General features: G+C 63.2%; 11 protein-coding genes. 6 read left to right on the top strand and 5 right to left on the bottom strand.

Annotated features, from left to right (window positions below; translation table 11 throughout):
• Positions 1-314: 314 nt before the first annotated feature.
• The 3 genes from LFL96_RS12480 to LFL96_RS12470 are packed head-to-tail and all read left to right on the top strand — an operon-like array spanning position 315 to position 2117.
• Positions 315-887 (top strand): hypothetical protein, encoded by a 573-nt coding sequence (locus LFL96_RS12480; RefSeq protein WP_280995551.1) that lies wholly within the window; start codon positions 315-317, stop codon positions 885-887.
• Positions 877-1494 (top strand): type VI secretion system amidase effector protein Tae4, encoded by a 618-nt coding sequence (locus tag LFL96_RS12475; protein WP_280995550.1) that lies wholly within the window; start codon positions 877-879, stop codon positions 1492-1494. The genes LFL96_RS12480 and LFL96_RS12475 overlap by 11 nt, the downstream gene beginning before the upstream one ends.
• Positions 1491-2117, top strand: coding sequence for a hypothetical protein (locus LFL96_RS12470; RefSeq protein WP_280995549.1), 627 nt, complete (start codon positions 1491-1493; stop codon positions 2115-2117). The genes LFL96_RS12475 and LFL96_RS12470 overlap by 4 nt, the downstream gene beginning before the upstream one ends.
• Positions 2118-2210: 93 nt before the next feature.
• Here the strand turns inward: LFL96_RS12470 and LFL96_RS12465 are convergent, their stop codons facing one another.
• Complete coding sequence (locus LFL96_RS12465) at positions 2211-2909, bottom strand: aspartate/glutamate racemase family protein (RefSeq protein ID WP_280995548.1); 699 nt, start codon at positions 2907-2909, stop codon at positions 2211-2213.
• Between the two features lie 298 nt (positions 2910-3207).
• Here LFL96_RS12465 and LFL96_RS12460 point away from each other — a divergent pair, with 298 nt between their 5' ends.
• Positions 3208-4500: an amidohydrolase family protein gene (locus LFL96_RS12460; protein ID WP_280995547.1), complete on the top strand. Its 1293-nt coding sequence runs from the start codon at positions 3208-3210 to the stop codon at positions 4498-4500.
• Between the two features lie 121 nt (positions 4501-4621).
• On the opposite strand, the gene LFL96_RS12455 is transcribed toward LFL96_RS12460, so the two are convergent.
• From LFL96_RS12455 to fixL, 4 genes are all read right to left on the bottom strand, one after another.
• Positions 4622-6730, bottom strand: coding sequence for a M3 family metallopeptidase (locus tag LFL96_RS12455; protein WP_280995546.1), 2109 nt, complete (start codon positions 6728-6730; stop codon positions 4622-4624).
• A gap of 339 nt (positions 6731-7069) precedes the next feature.
• A complete protein-coding gene (folD, locus tag LFL96_RS12450; RefSeq protein ID WP_280995545.1) occupies positions 7070-7933 on the bottom strand; it encodes a bifunctional methylenetetrahydrofolate dehydrogenase/methenyltetrahydrofolate cyclohydrolase FolD in 864 nt (287 codons plus the stop codon).
• Positions 7934-8439: 506 nt separating this feature from the next.
• Entirely contained in the window at positions 8440-9084 is a 645-nt protein-coding gene (fixJ, locus tag LFL96_RS12445; protein WP_233830921.1) for an oxygen response regulator transcription factor FixJ, read from the bottom strand.
• On the bottom strand, positions 9081-11597 hold the full coding sequence (gene fixL, locus LFL96_RS12440) for an oxygen sensor histidine kinase FixL (protein ID WP_280995544.1): 2517 nt from the start codon (positions 11595-11597) through the stop codon (positions 9081-9083). The genes fixJ and fixL overlap by 4 nt, the downstream gene beginning before the upstream one ends.
• Before the next feature lie 275 nt (positions 11598-11872).
• On the opposite strand from fixL, the gene aceE reads away from it, so the two are divergent.
• On the top strand, positions 11873-14569 hold the full coding sequence (gene aceE / locus LFL96_RS12435; RefSeq protein ID WP_280995543.1) for a pyruvate dehydrogenase (acetyl-transferring), homodimeric type: 2697 nt from the start codon (positions 11873-11875) through the stop codon (positions 14567-14569).
• 86 nt (positions 14570-14655) lie between these two features.
• Entirely contained in the window at positions 14656-16326 is a 1671-nt protein-coding gene (gene aceF / locus LFL96_RS12430) for a dihydrolipoyllysine-residue acetyltransferase (RefSeq protein ID WP_280995542.1), read from the top strand.
• The last annotated feature ends 38 nt before the right edge of the window (positions 16327-16364 follow it).

The raw sequence follows: 16364 nt of genomic DNA, 5'->3' as shown, positions 1-16364 counted from the left end.
GCTGCATGCTCCTTTATCAAGCGCTCACTCGGCAGCGTAGGCGCATCTCGTGTCCTGTCGTTTGTTTTCGACGACGCACTCGGGGGCGCAACTAAGTATGCGATCCGCAAAACTCGCGCTCTTTTTAGTCTCTGTCTGATATCTACCGCTTGCTGCTTTCATTGAGGATTTCGAGCTGGCTATGACGCCGCCGTTGGCTGTGAATTAACGGCTTTCTAAGTCAGTTTCGAAACTTAAAGGGAGACATCTGACGTGTCGAAAAAAGTACATTACGAGAGCGCGACCTGCGACGTGTTACGGGCGGAAGAGTTCGCATGATTCGCTCTTTTCTTGGCGTTGGCGACCGCGGCGGCGATGCCGTGATCACGGAGGGACTGGCTTGCGTCACATGCGCGGACCCGTTGCCGCGAGTGAACATTGCAACGCTATACATGAAGACCTGGTGCGGGGCTTGCGAACGGGAAGGTTTCATTGCGCCCACGGGTCCGCGCTGGCCAGGCACAGGGCCGAATGGCCAACAATGGGCATTAAGTGGCGACATCAACATTTGTGGTTGCGAGCCACCGCCGGTCTTTCATGCCGAGCGCAACATGCGAATGGTTTTCACGGCCGAAGAAGTGGCCGTTTTGACAGGCGGTGTGGTTGCTGTCGCATCGTCCGACATATTGCCCACGATTGGCTACGACGAGCAGGTTCAAGCTGTCGCAAGTGCGGCGGCTGTCGTTGGCTATCCCTACTTTATCGAAGCATCTTCAGATTCTTTTTTTAGCGGACGCGTCGATGCGCATGGATTATTACCACGTATCTGTACCGACAGTGACACAACCTACACGGTCTACTGGGGCGATGAAGCATTGAGCCATAAGGATTGGAACCATGCCGAATAGAAAAATTGTGGTTCGCACAAACAACACGCCCGATTCGATAAAGGAAGTTGCTCTGAAGGTTGTCAAGTTTGGCGAATTTTGGGCTAGTTACCCACGCGGAAACCCTTATGACAACCCGGACTACAAGGATCAGTGTGCAATCCGCATGAGCATAATGTTCCATCGTGTTGGAATCGGCATGAAATCTTTTTCGTCCCGGTTGGTGCGTCCGGCTTCTGGGCAGGAGTCCATCGGCCGTATCCTGCTTGACGGAAAACCAACTGCAACGAGAGCTGATGAGCTGGGGCAGTGGCTCAATCTTCGTCCGTTCGCCGGTTTGCCGGTCGCTGAAGACATAACTGGTCCCGACTGGCAGCCGAAGGTCAAGGGGCGCACAGGTATTCTTCTATTTTCGCATTACTGGCGCCGTGAAGGCGAAGATGCCGGTAGCGCAAGTGGCGGTCACATCGACTTATGGAATGGATCGCGGCTAACGATAAGCGGACCAATAGGTTCGATCGCAACAATCGGGCGGATGTTTGGTATGAATTCGTTCTTTGCCGGTTATTCGTTCGGATTTTCGGATCTGCGTAACGCCAGGCAGATACTTTTCTGGGAGATTCGGTGAGAAGACTTGCGTCGCTCGCTTTGTTCGGCGTAGCGGGTTTCACGACCGGCATACCCGTCGCGGCTCTGCTTCTTGCATTCGCGCCGCGTTGTGGATACGAATGCGAGAACCGCGCTTTCGGCGTCGCCGTCCTTTCCGTGGCGGGATGCACCCTCGCATTTCTGTTACTCGGCTACGCGTTCACGCGCAAAGGATTCGTGACGTGGTTTCGTATTCTCGCGGGGTCGGCGTCGCTGGCGATTCTTGCCATAGCGGCAGCCTGCGGGCACTACGTCGTCGAATTGCGCGACCGGTATCAGGACGCGCAATCAGCGATGCCCGTGTCGGCCGATATGAACTTCATGTACATGGCAATCGCAACGCGCGACGTGCGAGCGTACACGAAGGCTGAGGGCGGGGCGGCTCAACCTGCGGGTGTCATCCCGCAGTGGCAACGCTGCGCCATCGACGGCGCGCGATGTGAAGCAGGACGCAGACAAGCGCATATGCGTTGTCAAACTGGCACTGTGTTCGTCGACGAATCAGATTGGCAAGCTTTCTCTCTCATTCCCCGAGAGAATCTCAGGGGCGCCGTTGCCATGAAATCGATGAACCTGTGCGCGCCGGGTAACGTGCCTGATTAAACTCCCGAAGTTGGAAAACAGGAAGCCCGCTGGCGTCAGCCAGCGGGCTTCCTTAATTCCACCCCGAAGCGGACGAGCGTCGTCCATCATCCGCTACTCGGAATCAATCGCCCACTCCACCGCCGCCTGCGCATGCAACGCGGTCGTATCGAACACCGGCAACGCCGAATCCTCCGGCTTGATCAACAGCGTAATCTCCGTACACCCAAGAATCACCGCTTGCGCGCCACGCGCGGCGAGCCCTTCGATCACCCTCTGGTACACGGCACGCGATTCGTCGCGCACGTTCCCATGACACAGTTCGTCGTAAATGATCCGATGCACATCCGCGCGTTCGGCTTCGTCCGGCACGAGCGTCTCCAGATCATGACGCTCGCGCAGACGTCCCGTGTAAAACGTCTGCTCCATCGTATATCGCGTGCCCAACAACCCGACCCGTTCGACGCCCGCCGCGCGTAACGCTTGACCGGTCGGATCGGCGATGTGCAGGAACGGCACGTCGATCGCCTGCTCGATCGCTTCGTACACGCGATGCATCGTGTTCGTCGCGAGCATCACCACGTCGGCGCCGCCGCGTTCGAGGCGGCGCGCGGCATCGGCCATCTGTTCGCCGAGCGCATCCCAAGCGCCCGCGCGTTGCAGCGCTTCGACGTCGGCGAAGTCGACCGTGAGCAGCAGACTGCGCGCATTGTGATGGCCACCCAGACGCGCCTTCGCGTACCGGTTCAACAGCTTGTAGTACTCGGCGGACGATTCCCAACTCATCCCGCCAATCACACCGATCGTCTTCATGAAGCGCTCCCGCGAGTAGAGTAGATGACGGCTTCGCGTGCTCGCGCGTCGCGAGCGCCGTCTGGTTCGCCGAGTATAGGCGGCGCGCGGCGTGGGCCGCCGGTACGCCTTGCGCGCCGCACGCCGGTACGGCAAGTGGATAAAACATCGGCACGGGGTTTCTGACGCCGATAAAATCGTAGCGATCGATAACCGGTCGCCAACCGGTCGCCAACCGGTCGATAACCCATCGCCAACCGGATCACGACACACTCGGCAACCACACCGCCGCGAAAACGTTGCAAGGGGAGAGCGCTACATGGACTTGATCATTCGCCGCGCGACGCTGCCGCCGGGCGTCACGCCGCAGCATCGTCAACCGGTCGACATCGGTATCGACGCGGGTCGCATCGTCGCCGTCGAGCCGAATCTGGCCGCGCGCGCGAACGAGGAAATCGACGCCGCCGGCTCGCTCGTCACGCCGCCCTTCGTCGACCCGCATTTCCACATGGACGCGACGCTGTCCTACGGTTTGCCGCGCGTGAACGCATCGGGCACCTTGCTCGAAGGCATCGCGCTGTGGGGCGAACTGAAGCCGGACCTCACGCAGGAAGCGTTGATCGAACGCGCGCTGCAGTATTGCGACTGGGCCGTCGCGCGTGGGCTGCTGGCCATCCGCAGTCACGTCGATGTCTGCGATCCCCGTCTGCTGGCCGTCGAGGCGCTGCTCGAAGTGAAGCGCCGCGTCGCGCCGTATCTCGACCTGCAACTGGTCGCGTTTCCGCAGGACGGCGTACTGCGCAGCTCCGGCGCATTCGAGAACCTGAAGCGGGCAATTGCGATGGGCGTCGACGTGGTCGGCGGCATCCCGCATTTCGAACGCACGATGGCCGACGGCGCGCAATCGGTGCGGCTATTGTGCGAGTTCGCGGCGGAGCAGGGCCTGCGCGTCGACATGCATTGCGACGAATCGGACGACCCGCTGTCGCGGCACATCGAAACGCTCGCCGCCGAAACGCACCGGCTCGGCCTGCACGGCCGCGTGACCGGCTCGCATCTGACGTCGATGCATTCGATGGACAACTACTACGTCAGCAAACTCCTGCCGCTGATGCGCGAGTCCGGCGTCGCGGCGATCGCGAATCCGCTGATCAACATCACGCTGCAAGGCCGCAGCGACACGTATCCGAAACGGCGCGGCATGACCCGCGTACCGGAGATGATGGCCGCGGGCATCACGGTCGCGTTCGGCCACGATTGCGTGATGGACCCGTGGTACAGCCTCGGCTCGGGCGACATGCTCGAAGTCGCGCACATGGGCCTGCATGTCGCGCAGATGACGGGCGTCGAAGGTATGCATCAATGCTTCGACGCGGTGACGGTGAACGCCGCACGCATCCTGGGTCTGGAAGGCTACGGCATCGCGCCGGGCTGCGCGGCGAATCTGGTGGTGCTCGATGCGCGCGATCCGGTCGAAGCGATCCGTTTGCGTGCCGCGCGGCTCGCGGTGGTGAGCCGCGGCAAAGTGGTGAGCCGGGCGCCGGCGGCGCGCGCCACGTTATCGCTCGACGGGCGGCCGGCGCAGGTGGATTTCAAGCTGCATCGGACTTGATGCGGGGTTTGACAGCGTCGGCGTACCGGCGAAAAAAACGGTGATGTGCGAAAGCAGATCACCGTTTTTTTTTTTCAACTGCCCGGGCGACCGGGCATAGCACTCAGTGCACTCGAAACACTCAATGCGCGGCGCCGGGCGCCATGCCGCTATGCCGCAGCAGTGCATCGATATTCGGCTCGCGGCCGCGGAACGCCTTGAACGATTCCATCGCCGGGCGGCTGCCGCCCACTTCCAGAATCTCCTTGCGATACCGCATGCCGGTGGTCTGATCGAGCACGCTGCCGCTCGCCGCCTGCGCGGCTTCCTCGAACGCGGCGTACGCATCGGCGGACAGCACTTCGGCCCACTTGTAGCTGTAGTAACCGGCCGCGTAACCGCCCGCGAAAATATGGCTGAACGTGTTCGGCCAACGCGAGAACGCGGCCTGCGGCACCACGTGGAAGCGCTCGTTGATTTCGCTCGCGAGTTCGGTGGCGTTCTTCGTGCCGGACGCGTCGAAACCGGTATGCAGTTGCATGTCGAACATCGAGAACACGATCTGGCGCAACGTGCCCAGACCACTCTGGAAGTTCTTCGCGGCGAGCATCTTGTCGAACAGATCGCGCGGCAGCGGCCTGGCCGTATCGACGTGCGAGGTCATGTCGCTCATCACGTCCCACTCCCAGCAGAAGTTCTCCATGAACTGCGACGGCAGTTCGACCGCGTCCCACTCCACGCCGTTGATGCCCGACACGCCGAGTTCGTCGACGCGCGTGAGCATGTGATGCAACCCGTGGCCGAACTCATGGAACAGCGTGATCACTTCGTCGTGCGTGAAGCAGGCGGGCTTGCCGCCGACCGGTGCCGAGAAGTTGCAGGTCAGATACGCGACCGGCGTCTGCAACGCACCGTGCGCGAGCTTGTGACGGCCGCGCGCGTCGTCCATCCAGGCGCCGCCGCGTTTGCCTTCGCGTGCATACAGATCGAGGTAGAACTGCGCGACGAGGCCGCCGTCCTGATTCTCGACGCGGAAAAAACGCACGTCCGGATGCCACACGGTCGCTTCGTCGCGACGGATGCGCACGCCGAACAGCGTCTCCGTAACCTTGAACAGACCCTTGAGCGCCGCGTCTTCCGGGAAGTACTGCTTGACCTCGTTCTCGGAGAACGAATAACGGTTCTGACGCAGACGCTCGGCGGCGAACGTCATGTCCCAAGGCTGCAATTCGCTCATGCCGAGTTCGGTGGCGGCGAATTCGCGCAGCTCCTTCCAGTCCTGCTCGGCATGCGGACGCGCGCGCGTGGCGAGGTCTTCGAGGAAGCTCATCACCTGCGCGGGCGACTCGGCCATCTTCGGCGCGAGCGAGACTTCCGCGAAGTTGTGGTAGCCGAGCATGTGCGCTTCTTCGGCGCGCAGCTTCAACTGATCGGCGAGCACCGCCGTGTTGTCCCATTCGGCCTTGCCGCCGCCGTATTGCGGACCGAGTTCCGACGCGCGCGTGACGTATGCGCGGTACATCGTTTCGCGCATCGCGCGGTTTTCCGAGTACTGCATCACCGGGAAATACGAAGGGAAATGCAGCGTGAATTTGTAGCCGGTCTTGCCGTCGCGTTCGGCGGCTTCGCGGGCGGCTTCGATCACGTCTTCCGGCAGGCCGGCCAGTTGATCGGTGGCGCCTTCGTCGACCAGATAGGCATACGCGTTGGTCGCGTCGAGCACATGATCCGAAAATGCTTTCGACAGCGCGGCCTGGCGTTCCTGCAACTCGGCGAAATGCGGCTTCTGGTCTTCCGGCAACTCGGCGCCGGACAGACGAAAATCGCGCAGCGCATTGCCGAGGATCTTCTGGCGCTCGCCGGTCAGCGACGCGAAGTCGCCGCTCGCATGCAAGGTCTTGTATTTTTCGTAGAGCGCGAGGTTCTGGCCGACGCTCGACCAGAACTCGGTGACGCGCGGCAGATTCTCGCCGTACACGGCACGCAGCTCCGGCGTGTCGGCGACTGCGTTCAGATGGCCGACCACGCCCCAGGCGCGCGCCAGCGGTTCGGTGGCGCGCTCGACCGGTTCGACCACGTCAGCCCACGACGCGGGCGCGGCCGGCAGCGCGGCGCGCTCGACGGCGGCGCTCGCGTCGGCGAGCAGCACGTCGAGCGCAGGTGTGACGTGTTCAGGGCGGATGTCGCCAAAGCGCGGCAGGTCGGAGAAATCGAGGAGCGGATTGTCGTGATGCGAAGAGGTAGTGGACATAAGGCTTCCTGTCTGACGCGGGTGAACGGGTAGTCGGTGACGTGACGGGCGTCGCGATGAATGGACGCGGCATCTGGCGGTAGCGCGAGCGTTCGGGACGCGGGCCCTACGTATCGCATGCGTCGCGTGCCTCGCGCGCCTCAATCAACGACCGGTATGGACATTATTGGGGCAGGACGCGCCGATTCCAATCCGTCGAACCACAAAGTATCAGATGTCGCGCGCCGGTGCGCTTGTCGCCGCGCTTGCCGCCGCGTTGCGGCCGGCCACGTGCGCCGCGTGCAGGGTGGGCGCGCATTCCGTGCGCGCCCAGGCCCCGGTCCGGCTCTGGCGCCAGCCTTAAGCGTTCGCCGCGTTCGCTTCGCGCTCGGCCGCTTCGATCGTATTGACCAGCAGCATCGTGATGGTCATCGGACCGACGCCGCCCGGCACCGGCGTGATGTAGCCGGCCACTTCCTTGACGCCCGCGAAGTCGACGTCGCCGCACAGCTTGCCGGCCTCGTCGCGATTCATGCCGACGTCGATCACCGCCGCACCCGGCTTCACCATGTCGGCGGTCAGGATGTTGCGCAGGCCGGTGGCGGCGACCACGACATCAGCGTGACGGGTGTGGGCGGCCAGATCGCGCGTCTTGCTGTGGCAGATCGTGACGGTTGCGCCGGCTTCGAGCAGCAGCAGCGCCATCGGCTTGCCGACGATGTTCGAGCGGCCGATCACCACCGCGTTCGCGCCTTGCAGCGGGATCTCGTAAGCAGCGAGCATTTTCATCACGCCGTACGGCGTGCACGGACGGAACAGCGGGCGCCCGGTCATCAACGCGCCGGCATTGGCGACGTGGAAGCCGTCCACGTCCTTCTCCGGTGCGATGGCCTCGATCACCTTGTGGCTGTCGATGTGCGGCGGCAGCGGCAGTTGCACCAGAATCCCGTGGATGCGCGGATCGCGGTTCAGTTCGTCGATGCGCGCAAGCAGCTCTTCTTCCGGCAGGTCGGACGGATAACGGTCGAACGAGGAGCCGAGGCCGTTGTCGTGACAGGCCTTGACCTTGTTGCGCACATACACCTCGCTGGCCGGGTTTTCGCCGACCAGCACCACGGCGAGACCCGGCTGATGGCCGCGGGCGGTCAGCGCGGCAGCGCGCGCGGCGACGTCGGCGCGCAAGGTCTGGGAAAGGGCGAGGCCGTCGATCAGTTTGGCTGTCATGGTCGGGTCGAGATGGGCTGTTTGGAAAGCGGAGCAGGGCGCGGGTGAGGGAGCGCACCACGCGATGGCGCATTTCAGCGGGCGCGGGTCGCCGCGTGAAAAGCGCACCGCGCGAATCGGGGATAGGCGCCGCTGCAAAGTCGGACATTATACCGGGCAAGCATGACGCGGCAGGTAGGGATTGCGGGTCGCGAACGGCGAGGCGCCGGTGGCGCGGGAGAGACTGAAGGCGATGCGGAATGCGTGGCGGCCGGGGGAGGTGGGCCGGGAGGAAGGCCTGGAAGAAGGCCTAAAAGAAGGCCGGGAAGCAAAGGCCGAAAACAAAAGCCGAAATGCGGGAGTCGAAAAGCGGCGGCCAGGAACATGGACCGAACACAGGGGCCCGCAAGATGGGCCGAAAAGCGGGCGTTGCAAGCCGAACCGCGTTAGCGCCGGTCCGGCCGTGTCCCGGTGATCTACTGCTGCGCGGATCGGCGTCGAACCAGCGAACGCCGACTCCGCTCCGTTTACTGCGCCGGTTGCGGCTTGTTCGACAGCGCCAGTCGCAGCAGGTCGGCGACCGTGTTGACGTTCAGTTTTTCCATGATGTTCGCGCGGTGCGCTTCGACCGTCTTGATGCTGATGCCGAGGTCGTCGGCGATCTGCTTGTTCAGGCGGCCGGCGATGATGCGCTCCAGCACCTGATGCTCGCGCGCGGTCAGCTTGCCCAGACGCTCCGCGGCGGCGCGCTGCTGCTGCACGCTGCTGCTTTCGCTACGCGCCTTGTCGAGCATGCGTTCGACCAGCTTGCGCAGTTCGGCTTCGTCGAACGGTTTTTCGATGAAATCCATCGCGCCTTTTTTCATCGTCGACACCGCCATCGGCACATCGCCGTGGCCCGTCACGAAGATGATCGGCAGCGACGCGTTGTCGGCGATCAGGCGTTCCTGCAACTCCAGTCCGCTCATGCCGGACATCCGCACATCGAGAATCAGACAGGCGATCTGGCCCGGGTGCTGATGCGGCTGCCACGCGTCGATGAACTGCTCGGCGCTGGAGAAGCATTGCACGCGATAGCCGTTCGCCTCCAGCAGCCAGCGCAGCGAATCTCGTACGGCCTCGTCGTCGTCGACGACAAAGACGGTTTCCTGTGTGGTGACTGGGCTGTTCATAGCTCTCCCGTAACGGTTTGTGGTGTCGGCGCCTCGGACCCGCCGTTGCTCGGGCCGTCAGGCTCTCCAATAGGCAGACTGCAATGGAACGTGGCGCCCGTGATGTGGCCGTCGGCTTCGACGTTGTTCACCACCCACAGACGACCGCGGTGCGATTCGATAATCGAACGGCAAATGTTCAGCCCCATGCCCATGCCATCGGACTTGGTGCTGTAAAACGGTTCGAACAGCCGCTCGGCTGTCGCTTCGTCGACGCCCGGACCCTGGTCGACGACGCTGATGCAGACAAACCCGCTCTCCAGCCGCACGACCACGCGGATTACCGGATCGACCGCGTTCGGCCGCGCTTCGGCCATCGCCTCGGCGCCGTTCTTCAGCAGGTTGACCAGCACCTGCTCGATCAGCACCGGGTCGACGTAAATCACCGGCAAACGCGAGCGCAGATCGGTGACGATGCGAATGCGCCGCTTGCGCACCTCGATCTCGGCCAGCCCGACCGCGTCCGCGACGATATCCGCGACGCGCGTGGCCTGCCGCTTCGGCTCGCTGCGCTTCACGAACTCGCGAATCCGCTTGATGATCATGCCCGCGCGCACCGCCTGCTGAGCGGTCTTTTCGAGCACCGGCAGCAGATTGTCGGGCGTGGTTCGACCGGATTTAACCAGCGCCACGGTTCCGGAGCAATAGTTATTGATCGCGGCGAGCGGCTGATTCAGCTCGTGCGCGAGCGACGAGGCCATTTCTCCCATCGTCATCAGGCGGCTGGTGAATTGCAGTTTCTCGTCCTGTTGACGCGACAGTTCCTGCGCCTGCTTGCGCGTGGTGATGTCGGTCGCGATCTGCATCTGCGCGAGGTGGCCGTCCACCCACTGAATGTACTGACGGCGCACTTCGAACCATTTCTGGATGCTCTGCACGTAGATTTCCTGCGCGTCCGCGGTGCTTTCGGTCAGCGCGGCGGCGGGCAGGCCCGCGTAGGTGTCCACCATATCGATCGAATCGGACGAGGCCTGCGAGCTGTCGAAGCCGCCGCCCGCCAGTTCCAGATGACCGTCCGGACGAATGCCGAACAGATGGCGGTAATAGCGGTTCGCGAACAGCAGTTCGGCTTCGTCGGCGGCGAGCACGGACACGGCCGCGTCGAGGCTTTCGAGGACGGTGGTGAAGCGCTCGTGCGCGGCGGCGAGTTCCTCGCGCGCGCGTTTCGGCTCGGTGATGTCCGTCATCGACGACATCCAGCCGGTCTGGCGGCCCGAGCTGTCGATCAGCGGCGACACATAGAGACGCGCATGGAACAGCGAGCCGTCCTTGCGGCGCACCCGCAGCTCGAAGCCCGAGGACGGCGCCTTGCCGCGCAGCGTCATGTCGAGCTGACGCTGCATCTCGGGATAGGAGTCGCGCGGCCAGTAGGCGAACGGCGCGTTCTTGCCGACCAGGTCGCTTTCGTCCCAGCCGGTCATCCGGCAGAACGCCGGATTCACGTGGGTGATGCGGCCGTGCATGTCGAGCACGCGCATGCCGATCAGCACCGAGTTTTCCATCGCGCGGCGGAAGAAGGCTTCGGCATACAGCGCCTGCTGCGCCTCGAAGCGCTGCCGCGTGTGCTTCCACAGACTCCACAGACTCCACAGCACGAAGCACGACAGACCGGCCACCAGCCAGACGAGCGTGTTGTTGGTGAAGTTGGTCATCTGCGGGAACGCGTACACGCGGACCGAGACGCCCTGGCCCGGCGGATCGAGCGGCAGGTCGTAGAACATGTCGCGCGGCAGGCGCGGGCGGGTCGACGTGGTGGTCAACTCGCGGTTGTTCACGTCGATGATCGAGATTTTGTATTTGGCCGACAGTTCGGGCGGAATGTCGTGCTTCAGGATGCCTTCCACCGAGAACACCGCGGCGATCGTGCCGAGGAAGTCACGATCGCGGAACACCGGCGTCTGCAGCGTGATGTAACCGTTGCCGACGTCGTCGTAGATCAGCGGCGAATACACCTGGCGGCGCGTGCTGCGCGCTTCCGCGAAGGCGGCCTTGACCGCCTCGTCCATTTGCGCGTCGTTCGGTTTGGCGAGCCGCTGGCCGAACACGGGCAGCGCGGTATTCGGCCAGCGCGGCTGCTGCTGGCTCGTGTACCAGTTCATGTAGAGGATCTCGGGATGCCCCTGCATGATGTCCGTGGTGGACACCTGGAACGAATGCGGATCGGCATGGCCGGCGACCAGATCGCGCGCCAGCGCCTGAATCTGTTCCTGCGCGCCGGTCATGGACAGGCGGATCTGCTGCTGCGCCCACGCGACGTTACGGTAAAGCGTGTCTTCCTGCTGTTGCTGTTCGCGCCGGTTCAGGCTCCACAGAATCAGGCTCATGACGACCAGGAACACCAGGATCGACAGCAGCGGCGTCAGCAAATAGGAATTCGACCACCATGGTCCATGGTGCCAGCGGGAGGACGGCGTCGAATCGGCCGGGGAACCGGCGTTACGCGCCGAGCGAGCGAAAAGCCGTTCGGTCAACATGCGTCGCATTGTAGCGCAGCAGCTCGCTAGCAAATGGCGCAAAAAAGCGCTGAAAGTCATGTTAACGGGCGCAAACTAGCCGGCGTATCCGTCGAACGGCAGTCAATCCAGGTTGCGCCGCAGCAATTTTCCGCATTATGAGAATTGATCTCGCAATTCGAAAATTTTGTTGCGCGGACGTCGGGACCCCTTTTACAATCGGCCGAAGCTGCCGCGGCCGTGCCTCGTCCGCGTCGTCTGTTCAAAGAGCGTTCCTCTATATCCAGGAGACGAGCATGTCCGCTGTACCCGACGAAGTCATGAAATATGTCGCCGCCGAAAAAGACGACGATCCCCAGGAAACCGGCGAATGGCTGGAAGCGCTGGATGGCGTGATTTCTGCTGTGGGCCCCGATCGCGCCCACTATCTGATCGAGAAACAGATCGAATTCGCCCGCGTGCATGGCGAACATCTGCCGTTCTCCGCTAACACCCCGTACATCAATACGATTCCGGTCGCGCGCCAGGCGAAGAACCCGGGCGACCAGGATCTCGAGCACCGTATCCGTTCGTACACCCGCTGGAACGCAATGGCGATGGTGCTGCGCGCCGGCAAGGAAACCAACGTCGGCGGCCACATCGCGTCGTTCGCGTCGGCAGCCACGCTGTATGACGTCGGCTACAACCATTTCTGGCACGCACCGTCCGCCGAACATGGCGGCGATCTCGTGTTCGTGCAGGGCCACTCGTCGCCGGGCGTCTACTCGCGCGCGTTCCTGCTCGGCCGTCTGACCGAAAAGCAACTCGACAACTTCCGTCAGGAAGTGGGCGGCGAGGGCATCTCGTCGTATCCGCACCCGTGGCTGATGCCGGACTTCTGGCAGTTCCCGACCGTGTCGATGGGCCTCGGCCCGATCATGGCGATCTACCAGGCGCGCTTCATGAAGTACATGCAGGCGCGCGGCATCGCGAAGACCGACGGCCGCAAGGTCTGGGCCTTCCTCGGCGACGGCGAAACGGACGAGCCGGAATCGCTCGGCGCGATCGGCATGGCCGGCCGCGAACGCCTGGACAACCTGGTGTTCGTGATCAACTGTAACCTGCAGCGCCTGGACGGCCCGGTGCGCGGTAACGGCAAGATCATCCAGGAACTCGAAAGCGAATTCCGCGGCGCCGGCTGGAACGTCGTCAAGGTGATCTGGGGCAGCCGCTGGGACGCACTGTTCCAGCGCGACAAGTCGGGCGCGCTGATGCGCCGCATGATGGAAGTCGTCGACGGCGAATACCAGACGTACAAGTCGGAGTCGGGCGCGTTCGTGCGCGAGCACTTCTTCAATACGCCGGAACTGAAGGCGCTGGTCGCCGACTGGTCCGACGACGACATCTGGAATCTGAACCGCGGCGGCCACGATCCGCACAAGATCTACGCTGCGTTCACGGAAGCGTCGAATTCGCAGGGCCAGCCGACCGTCATCCTCGCGAAGACGATCAAGGGCTACGGCATGGGCGAAGCCGGCCAGGCGATGAACATCACCCACCAGCAGAAGAAGATGCAGGTGGAGCAGCTGAAGAATTTCCGCGACCAGTTCCGTCTGCCGATCACCGACGAAGAAATCGTCGACGTGCCGTACCTGAAGTTCGAGGAAGGTTCGAAGGAACTCGAGTACATGCGTGCTCGCCGCCAGGACCTCGGCGGCTATCTGCCGGCGCGCCGTCAGAAGGCCGAGTCGCTGCCGGTGCCGGCACTGACGGCATTCGAGCCGCTGCTCAAGGGCACGGGCGAAGGCCGCGAGATCTCCACGACGATGGCGTTCGTGCGGATCCTGAACATCCTGCTGAAAGACAAGGCGCTCGGCAAGCGTATCGTGCCGATCGTGCCGGACGAATCGCGTACCTTCGGCATGGAAGGTCTGTTCCGTCAGATCGGTATCTGGAATCAGGACGGCCAGAAGTACGTGCCGGAAGATTCCGACCAGCTGATGTTCTACCGCGAATCGGAAAGCGGCCAGATCCTGCAGGAAGGCATCAACGAAGCCGGCGGCATGGCCGACTGGATCGCCGCCGCGACGTCGTACTCGACGCACGGCGAGACGATGATCCCGTTCTACATCTTCTACTCGATGTTCGGCTTCCAGCGTATCGGCGACCTGTGCTGGGCCGCGGGCGACATGCGTTCGCGCGGCTTCCTGCTGGGCGGCACGGCCGGCCGTACGACGCTGAACGGCGAAGGCCTGCAGCACGAAGACGGTCACTCGCTGCTGTGGGCGGCTTCGGTGCCGAACTGCATCAGCTACGACCCGACGTTCGGTTACGAACTCGCCGTCATCATGCAGGACGGTCTGCGCCGCATGGTCGCGGATCAGGAAGACGTGTACTACTACATCACGGTGATGAACGAAAACTACGAGCACCCGGCGATTCCGCAGGGCGATGCCGTAGCGGCCGACATCATCAAGGGCATGTACGCGTTCCGCAAGGCAGAGGCCGACAAGAAGGCGCCGCGCGTGCAACTGCTGGGCGCGGGCACGATCTTCAACGAAGTGATCGCCGCCGCCGACCTGCTGAAGAACGACTGGGGCGTCGCTGCCGACCTCTGGAGCGTGCCGAGCTTCACCGAGCTGGCGCGCGAAGGCCACGAAGTGCAGCGCTGGAACCTGCTGCACCCGACCGAAGAGAAGAAGCTCTCGCACGTCGAGAAGCTGCTGAAGGACGCGCAAGGTCCGGTCATCGCATCGACCGACTACGTGCGCGCGCTGACCGAACAGATCCGCGCGTTCGTGCCGCAGAAATTCGTCGTGCTGGGCACGGACGGCTATGGCCGTTCGGACACCCGCGAGAAGCTGCGTCACTTCTTCGAAGTCGACCGCTACTGGGTCACGGTTGCCGCGTTGAATGCACTGGCAGATGAAGGCACGATCGAACGCAAGGTCGTCGCCGAGGCGCTCAAGAAGTACAACCTTGATCCCGCCAAACCCAACCCGATGACCGTCTAAGGCATCATTCCCCGTGTGCCACGGCGTGCGCGCCCGCTCCTGATCGGCAGGGGCGGGCCGCGTGCGCGGCCCAGGAGACACTAACAATGAGTCAAGCGATCGAAGTCAAGGTGCCGGACATCGGCGATTACAAGGACATTCCTGTGATCGAGGTGCTGGTGAAGGCGGGTGATACCGTCGAGAAAGAGCAGTCGCTCGTTACGCTGGAATCCGACAAGGCGACCATGGACGTGCCGAGCTCGGCCGCCGGCGTCGTCAAGGAAGTGAAGGTCAAGGTCGGCGACAACGTGTCGGAAGGCGTGCTGATCGTCGTGCTGGAAGCGGCTGAAGGCGGCGCGGCTGCGCCGGCTCCGGCGCCCGCACCGGCGGCAGCGCCCGCACCGGCTCCTGCCGCGGCGCCCGCGCCGGCACCGGCCCCTGCCGCGGCGCCCGCCGCGAGCGGCGGCGGTCTGCAGGACGTGAAGGTTCCCGATATCGGCGACTACAAAGACATTCCGGTGATCGAAGTGTCGGTGAAGGTCGGCGACCGCGTCGAGAAGGAACAGTCGCTGGTCACGCTCGAATCGGACAAGGCGACCATGGACGTGCCGAGCTCCGTCGCCGGCGTCGTCAAGGAAGTGAAGGTCAAGGTCGGCGACAACGTGTCGGAAGGCTCGGTGATCGTGGTGGTGGAAGCCGAAGGCGGCGCCGCTGCTCCGGCTCCGGCGCCCGCGCCGAAGCAGGCCGCCGAGAAGCCGTCCGACGCACCGGCCACGCCGTCGCCCGCGCCCGCGCAGCCGTCGGCGCTCGCTCAGGCGCCGGTGATTCAGGCAGGCGAGGGTGGTGCGCGTCAGGCGAGCCACGCGTCGCCGTCGGTACGCAAGTTCGCGCGCGAACTCGGGGTCGACGTCGCGCAGGTGCCGGGTACGGGTCCGAAGGGCCGTATTACCCAGGCCGACGTGACCGCGTTCGTCAAGGGCGTGATGAGCGGCCAGCGTGCCGCGCCGGCCGGTGCCGCGGCGCCGGCGGCCGCAGGCGGCGGCGAGCTGAATCTGCTGCCGTGGCCGAAGGTCGATTTCACCAAGTTCGGTCCGGTCGATGCGAAGCCGTTGTCGCGCATCAAGAAGATATCGGGCGCGAACCTGCATCGCAACTGGGTCATGATTCCGCACGTCACCAATAACGACGAAGCGGATATCACCGATCTCGAAGCGCTGCGCGTGCAGTTGAACAAGGAAAACGAGAAGTCCGGCGTGAAGGTCACGATGCTGGCGTTCGTGATCAAGGCGGTGGTTTCCGCGTTGAAGCAGTTCCCGACGTTCAATGCCAGCCTCGACGGCGATAACCTGGTGTTCAAGCAGTACTTCCATATCGGGTTTGCTGCCGATACGCCGAATGGGTTGGTCGTTCCTGTGATTCGCGATGCGGACAAGAAAGGTCTTATCGAGATCGCGAAGGAAATGGCTGAACTGTCCAAGCTGGCTCGTGACGGCAAGCTGAAGCCGGATCAGATGCAAGGTGGGTGCTTCTCGATTTCGTCGCTGGGCGGGATTGGCGGCACCAACTTCACGCCGATTATCAATGCGCCTGAAGTCGCCATTCTGGGGCTGTCGCGCGGCGCGATGAAGCCGGTTTGGGATGGGAAGCAGTTCGTGCCGCGGTTGACGTTGCCGTTGTCGTTGTCGTATGACCATCGGGTGATTGATGGGGCTGCGGCGGCTCGGTTTAATGCTTATCTGGGTGCGATTCTTGCCGATTTTCGGCGTGTGATTCTGTGATCTTTTGATGGGCGGGGGCGCGGGGTTTTTTTTTCTGT

The organism is Paraburkholderia sp. D15, from assembly GCF_029910215.1.
GTDB lineage: Bacteria > Pseudomonadota > Gammaproteobacteria > Burkholderiales > Burkholderiaceae > Paraburkholderia.
The sequence above is the reverse complement of the archived record's forward strand: the minus strand, read 5'-3'. Positions and strand labels throughout refer to the sequence as shown.